Source organism: Rhizobacter sp. (genome assembly GCF_031412495.1).
Classification (GTDB): domain Bacteria; phylum Pseudomonadota; class Gammaproteobacteria; order Burkholderiales; family Burkholderiaceae_C; genus Schlegelella_A.
This window is the reverse complement of the sequence record NZ_JANODC010000480.1, coordinates 1-6,161: the sequence shown is the minus strand read 5'-3', so window position 1 is coordinate 6,161 and position 6,161 is coordinate 1. Positions and strand designations below refer to the sequence as shown.

General features: G+C 71.4%; 9 protein-coding genes and 1 pseudogene. 4 read left to right on the top strand and 6 right to left on the bottom strand.

The window, feature by feature from the left end; all coding sequences use genetic code 11:
- A pseudogene (locus tag AC30N0_RS17915) lies at nt 1-183 on the top strand (HpcH/HpaI aldolase family protein); the annotation flags it as partial.
- A gap of 13 nt (nt 184-196) precedes the next feature.
- Here the strand turns inward: AC30N0_RS17915 and AC30N0_RS17910 are convergent.
- Genes AC30N0_RS17910 through flgB form a run of 5 tightly spaced genes read right to left on the bottom strand, consistent with a single transcriptional unit; the run spans nt 197 to nt 3,767 of the window.
- Entirely contained in the window at nt 197-922 is a 726-nt protein-coding gene (locus AC30N0_RS17910; protein WP_489519248.1) for a flagellar basal body rod protein FlgF, read from the bottom strand.
- A gap of 2 nt (nt 923-924) precedes the next feature.
- Nucleotides 925-2,184: a flagellar hook protein FlgE gene (flgE, locus tag AC30N0_RS17905; RefSeq protein ID WP_489519247.1), complete on the bottom strand. Its 1,260-nt coding sequence runs from the start codon at nt 2,182-2,184 to the stop codon at nt 925-927.
- A gap of 38 nt (nt 2,185-2,222) precedes the next feature.
- Nucleotides 2,223-2,882 (bottom strand): flagellar hook assembly protein FlgD, encoded by a 660-nt coding sequence (locus AC30N0_RS17900; protein ID WP_489519246.1) that lies wholly within the window; start codon nt 2,880-2,882, stop codon nt 2,223-2,225.
- A gap of 31 nt (nt 2,883-2,913) precedes the next feature.
- Nucleotides 2,914-3,342, bottom strand: coding sequence for a flagellar basal body rod protein FlgC (flgC, locus tag AC30N0_RS17895; protein WP_489519245.1), 429 nt, complete (start codon nt 3,340-3,342; stop codon nt 2,914-2,916).
- An 8-nt stretch (nt 3,343-3,350) separates the two neighbouring features.
- Entirely contained in the window at nt 3,351-3,767 is a 417-nt protein-coding gene (gene flgB / locus AC30N0_RS17890) for a flagellar basal body rod protein FlgB (RefSeq protein WP_489519244.1), read from the bottom strand.
- 158 nt (nt 3,768-3,925) lie between these two features.
- On the opposite strand from flgB, the gene flgA reads away from it, so the two are divergent.
- From flgA to AC30N0_RS17875, 3 genes are all read left to right on the top strand, one after another.
- Nucleotides 3,926-4,699, top strand: a complete 774-nt coding sequence (gene flgA / locus AC30N0_RS17885; RefSeq protein WP_489519243.1) for a flagellar basal body P-ring formation chaperone FlgA — start codon at nt 3,926-3,928, stop codon at nt 4,697-4,699.
- Nucleotides 4,700-4,814: 115 nt separating this feature from the next.
- Complete coding sequence (gene flgM / locus AC30N0_RS17880; protein WP_489519242.1) at nt 4,815-5,129, top strand: flagellar biosynthesis anti-sigma factor FlgM; 315 nt, start codon at nt 4,815-4,817, stop codon at nt 5,127-5,129.
- Nucleotides 5,129-5,539, top strand: a complete 411-nt coding sequence (locus AC30N0_RS17875) for a hypothetical protein (RefSeq protein WP_489519241.1) — start codon at nt 5,129-5,131, stop codon at nt 5,537-5,539. Before flgM ends, AC30N0_RS17875 begins: the two co-directional genes overlap by 1 nt.
- 3 nt (nt 5,540-5,542) lie before the next feature.
- Here the strand turns inward: AC30N0_RS17875 and AC30N0_RS17870 are convergent, their stop codons facing one another.
- Nucleotides 5,543-6,031, bottom strand: coding sequence for a GNAT family N-acetyltransferase (locus AC30N0_RS17870; protein WP_489519240.1), 489 nt, complete (start codon nt 6,029-6,031; stop codon nt 5,543-5,545).
- Nucleotides 6,032-6,161 lie beyond the last annotated feature (130 nt).

The following is a 6,161-nucleotide window of genomic DNA, read 5'->3' as shown; positions in this document are numbered from 1 at the left end:
GCCATACGTGCTGCCGAGCAGGTGGTGCTGAAGAGCCGCATCGCGCTCGGCGGCGTGGCGTTCTCCGCCGTGCAAGCGAACCGCATGATCGAGCAGGGCTACCGCTCGATCTACTTCGGCTTCGACTGGTCGCTGCTGGCGCGCGGCGCGGCCGCGGCGCTCGAGGGGGTGCGCCGGCCCTGAGGCGCGAGGCGCGCTAGCTCAGGGACAGCAGCTGCGCTGCCGCCTTCTCGTTGTTCTCGGCCGTCGTCAGCATCTTCATCTGCGCCTCGAACTGGCGCGCGGCGGAGATCATCGCGACCATGGTCTCGACGGCGCTGACGTTCGACGACTCGAGGGCGCCGTCCTGGACCAGCGCCGCCGGGTCGGCGGCGAGGTCGCCCTCGGCGCCGCGGAACAGGCCGTCGGTGCCGCGCGTGAGCGGCGTTTCCGGCGTGACCAGCTTCAGCCTGCCGACCGCGGTGCTGCGGCCGTTCGCCGCCGTCGCGCTGACGGTGCCGTCGAGGCCGATGCTCAGCTGCGCGTCGGCCGGTGCCTGGATCGGCCCGCCGTCGCCGAGCACGGTGAGCCCGGAGCTCGTCTTCAGCGTGCCGTCGGCAGCGACCTCGAGGGCGCCGCCGCGGGTGTAGGCCTCGGTGCCGTCGAGCCCCTGCACCGCCAGCCAGGCGCCGCCCTTCATCGCCACGACGAGGGCGCGACCGGTCGCCGCGACGACGCCGGGCGAGGCGTCGTAGCCGGGGGTCGACTCGAGCGCGTAGACACGGGTGCTGGCGCCGCTGCCCTCGACCGGGACGGCGCGGAACGCCGCCAACTCGGCGCGAAAGCCGACCGTCGAGACGTTGGCGAGGTTGTTCGCCAGCGTCTCCTGTCGCTGCATGGTCGCCTTCGCGCCCGACATCGACAGATAGATCATGCGATCCATGATCAGCGCAGGTTGACGATGGTCTGCAGGATCTGGTCCTGCGTCTTGATCGTCTGCGCGTTGGCCTGGTAGACGCGCTGCGCGGTGATCATGCCGACCAGCTCTTCGGTGAGGTCGACGTTCGATTCCTCCAGCGCCCCGGCCTGCAGCACGCCGAGGTTGCCGTCGCCGGGCACGCCGACGATGGGGTCGCCGGCGGCGAAGCTGCCGGACCAGGCGTTGCCGCCCGTCGGCTGCAGGCCCTGCGGGTTGCGGAAGGTGGCGAGCTCGATCTGCCCGGCCGGCCGCGTCTTGCCATTGGAGTAGCGCGCGTTGACGATGCCGTTGCTCTCGAACTGCACGCCGATCAGCTGCCCGGCGGCGTAGCCGTCCTGGGCCAGGTCGGTGACGCCGAACTGCGAGCCGTACTGGGTCGCGCCCGAGAGGTCGAGGGCGACGCCGGCGATCGGCACCGAGGCGGCGCCGGCGGCGTTGGTCACCGACGGAATGTCGATGGCGACCGTGCCGACGGGCGCCGTCGGCGCGCCGCCGTTGGTCGGGAAGGTGATCTGCGTCGACGCCGCCGGGTTGCCGCCGGCGGTGGCGATCGGCGCGCCGTTGGCGGCGACGTAGACGTTCCAGGTGTTGGCGCCCGCCTTCTGGAAGTAGTAGGTCAGCGCCACGTCCTGGCCCTGCGCGTCGTAGACCGTCTGCGAGGTGGCGTTGTTGTAGGTGCTCGGGTCGGCGAAGTCGATCGGCGCGCCGGCCCCCGGCAGGGTGACGCCGGAGCGGCCGTCGAGGTTCATCTCCATGTCGATGCGCGTCGTCACCGCCGGCGTGATCCCGGCCGTCGGCATCTGCAGCGCGGTCGCCGTCCCGGGGATGACGACGCCGGTGGCATCGGCGGGGTAGCCCATCAGCCGCTGCTGCTGGTTGTTGACGAGAAAGCCGGTGCGGTCGACCTTGAACTGGCCGTTGCGGCTGTAGCTGACGGTGCCGGCGCTGTCGCGCACCTGGAAGAAGCCGCCGCCGTTGATGGCCAGGTCGTTCGGGTTGTCGGTCGTCGCGATGTTGCCCTGCGTGAACTGCTGCGCCACCGCGGCCACCGTCGTGCCGATGCCGACCGCGTTGCTGCTGCCGCCGGCGACGTTGGCGTAGACGTCGGCGAACTCCGCGCGCGAGACCTTGGCGCCGTAGGTGTTGGCGTTGGCGATGTTGTTGCCGATCACCTCGAGGCTCTTGCTCGAGGCGTTCAGTCCGGAAAGTCCTTGCTGGAAGCCCATGGCGCTCTCTTTCGTTTCAGTTTCGATTCGGTGTCGGTTCAGTTGAAGGCCCGGACCGCGGCATAGGCCACCGTCCCGGAGTTCTGCAGTTCCAGGTTGAAGCTGTTGCCGCGGGTGCTGACGGCGTCGACGCGGTCGCGCATCAGGGGGGTGACCGGCATGGCGACGCCGCCGCGGGTGGCGGCGATGCGGAAGGTGAGGCCGCTGGCGTTGGTCGCCGTGCCGGCCGGCCAGTCGAAGCTGTGCATGCCCGCGCCCTCGGCGCCGAGGTTGATCGTCTGCATCACGGCGCCGCTCGGCGCGAGGATCTCGACCTTGACGGCGTCGGCCGGCCCGGCGAGCTCGAAGCCGCCCTGCCCCACCGCGGTCTGCGGGTCGATGTCGATGCGGTTGCCGGGCACGATCACGTCGCGGCCGACCAGGGCCGCGCCCTGCACCGCCTGCAGCTGCATGAACTGGCTCGAGAGTCCCTGCACCGTGCCGTTCAGCTTCTCGATGCCGGTGACGGTGTTGATCTGCGCCATCTGGCTCGTGACCTGGGCGTTGTCCATCGGGCTGAGCGGATCCTGGTTCTGCATCTGCGCGACCAGGAGCTTGAGGAAGCGCTCCGACGTGACCGTCGTGTCGGCGGCGGTCGTTGCGGCCGGCGACGAGGCGACGCTGACGCCGTTCGTGGCGGCCGAGGCGGTGATGGCCATTCTTGGATCCTTGCGATCAGGCCGGGGCGGTTCAGCCCTGGCCGAGCTGCAGCGTCTTAAGCAGCAGGCTCTTGGCCGTGTTCATGACCTCGAGGTTGTTCTGGTACGAGCGCGAGGCCGAGATCATGTTGACCATCTCCTCGACCGCGTTGACGTTGCTGTAGGTGACGTAGCCGTCGGCATCGGCGCTCGGGTGCTTGGGGTCGTGGACGCGGCGGCCGGGCGTCTGGTCCTCGCCGACGGTGCTGACGCGAACGCCGGCCGCCGTGGCGTCGTTGCCGCCATCGACGCCCGCCCCCATCAGCTGGGTCTGGAAGGTGACCTGGCGCGCCTTGTAGGCCTGTCCGTTCGGCGCCGCGACGGTGTCGGCGTTGGCCAGGTTCGAGGCGACCACGTTGAGGCGCTGGCTCTGCGCGCTGGCCGCGCTGCCCGAGACGTTGAAGATCGACAGCATGCTCATGGCTTCTCCTATTGCCCGGTGATGGCGCTCAGCGTCGTGCGCACGTTGCCGTTGATGAAGCGCAGCGTCGCTTCGTACTTGACGGCGTTGTCGGCGAAGCTGGCCCGCTCGCGGTCCATGTCGACGGTGTTGCGGTCGAGGTTGGTCTGCGACGGCGTGGCGTAGAGCAGGTCGCTGCCGGCGAGGCCGCCGCCCGGGCGCCCCGCCGCGGAGCCGATGTGCCCGGCGTGGCTGGTCGCCATGGCCGCCGCCGGCGCCAGGCTGCCGGTCGCCGCGCGCAGGGTCTTCGCGAAGTCCATGTCGCGGGCGATGTAGCCCGGCGTGTCGGCGTTGGCGATGTTGCTGGCGACGAGGCGCTGCCGCTCGGCGCGCAGCTGCAGGGCCTGGCCCTGGAAGTCGAGCGTGCTGGTCAATCGGTCGAGCATGGCTGTCCCCCGTCGCTTCGCCGCGCAGCCCGAGGGCGGGCTCCTGTCGGCTTGACGGGATTGTTTGCAGCGTCGGGCCCCACTTAAGCGCGAATAAGGCGGGCTTTGCCGGCCATTTCGGGCCCTGCAGCGGCCGCCCTCCTCTCTACAGTGGGCCGATGCTTTCCATCGTCCTTCTCGCCCCGCTCGCGCGCATCGCGCCGCCCACGGCAGCCTCGCTGCGCCGCGCCGCCGCGTGGCTCCTGGCCGGGGCCTTCGCAGCGCTCGTCTCGGCTCTTCCCGCCAACGCCGAGGACGCCGCGCCGCAGCTCGAACCCGCCCTGCTCGAGGAGGTTCGCAGCCTGGCCACGGCCAAGGTGGCGGAGCCGGGCGCACCGCGGGTCGAGGTGCTCGTCGGCCGGCTCGACCCGCGCCTGCGCCTGGCGCCCTGCGAGCGGATCGAGCCGTACCTGCCGTCGAACGTCAGGCTGTGGGGCAGGAGCCGGGTCGGCCTGCGCTGCAAGCAGGGGCCGACGGCGTGGAACGTGTACCTGCCGATCACGGTGAAGGTCTGGTCGAAGGCCCTCGTCGTCCCTGCCGGCGCGGCGGCCGGCAGCGTCCTCGTTGACGCCGACCTGCAGGAAGCCGAAATCGACCTCGCCGAGGAGCACACCGCCGCCATCCTCGACCGGCGCCTCGTCGTCGGGCGCACGCTGGCCCAGTCGCTCAAGCCCGGACAGGCGGTCCGCCAGGGTCACATCAAGCTGCGCCAGTGGTTCGCTGCCGGCGACACTGTCCGGGTCGTCGTCGCCGGCACCGGCTACGCGCTCGAGAGCGAGGGCCAGGCGCTCACGCACGGCATCGAAGGCCATCCGGCCCGGGTGCGCACCGAGAGCGGCCGCGTCGTGACCGGCCAGCCGACCGGCGAGCGGCGCGTCGAGATCGCCTTGTGAACCGCGACCCCCCGTGCTCGCGGGAGCCAGAAAACTCTAAAGTCGCCGCGGGGCAGGCCGATAGTCCGTGCATGTTGACGGGCTCCGGTCATGCCGGCGCCCCTTGGAGAGCACCATGAAGATCGGACATCCCGCTGACAAGCCGCCGCCCGTGCCCGGGGTGGGAACGCCTGCCGCCGCCGAGTCGGCCAAGCCGGCCGCCGCCGCGCCAGGGGGCCTGGCCGCGCCGGCGGATGCGAGTGCCCGGGTCGAGATCTCCAGCACCGCGACCGGGCTCCTGTCCGGCGGCACCTCGGCCGACTTCGACGCCGACAAGGTCGCCCGCATGAGCGAAGCGATTGCCGGCGGCACCTTCAGGATCAACGCCGATGCGATCGCCGACAAGCTGATCGCCAACGCCCAGGAGCTGCTCGCCAAGGTGAAGGGCTGATGGCCGGCGTCGGCGACACGGCGCCCGCGCAGGCCGCAGCGCCCTCCCCCGAACTCGAGGAACGCCTGTCGGCGGTCGAGTCGCGCCTGGCCGCGCTCGGCAACGCCTTGCGCTCGCGCGACCCCGCGAACATCGACCTGCATGCGGCCGAGCTGCACCGGGCCCTGGCCAGTGCCGTGAGCCAGTTTTCCGATGCGGCCCGGAGCGGCCGCGTCCCCGCCGACCTGCGCACCCGCCTCGCTGCGGCCAGCGGCCAAGTGGCGGCGCAGCGCGAGTCGCTGGCGCGGGCCACCGCCGCCCTCGACCGCGCCATCGACGTGCTGCTGCCGCAGCGCGACAACGCCACGCTCTATTCCGCGTACGGCGCGCCCGATCGCGGCCTGTTCAACGGCGGCGTGATCAGCGCCTGAACTTCATGCCGTTCCGGTGCGCTCGCGGCCGAAGGCCTTGACCATCCGCACGCTCGTCTCGCGGCCGTTGTAGTAGCCGGGCAGCAACTGCGCCGCCGCGTAGCCGAGGCTGCGATAGAAGGCCTGCGCCGCGACGTTGCTCGCGCGCGCCTCGAGGGTGACGCGGCCGAGCCCGGCGACCCGGGCGGAGCGCTCGAGCCACTCGAGCATCGTCCTGCCGATGCCAAGCCGGGCGTGCGCCGGATCGACGGCGAGCAGGAGCAGGTGCGCCTCCTCCTCGCCGTACTTCATGATGCCGAAGCCGACCCGGTGCGCGGCGCGAACGGCGACGATCGCGTTGGTGTCCGGGTGGCGCAGGCTTCGCATCACGCGCTCCTTGGTCCAGCTCCAGCCGAGCCCCGTCTCGATCAGATCGCGCGACATCTCGGCCACCGCCAGGGTATCGGCCCGGGTGGCGAAGCGGATGGCGGTCGGCTCTGGCGGGGCACGCACGACGGCGATTCTGCATGGCGGCGGTGGCTGTATGCCCGTACAGTCGTGCTCCATGCCGCGCCTGATCGCCCACCTCGACATGGACGCGTTCTACGCATCGGTCGAGCTGCTGCGCTACCCCGAGCTGCGC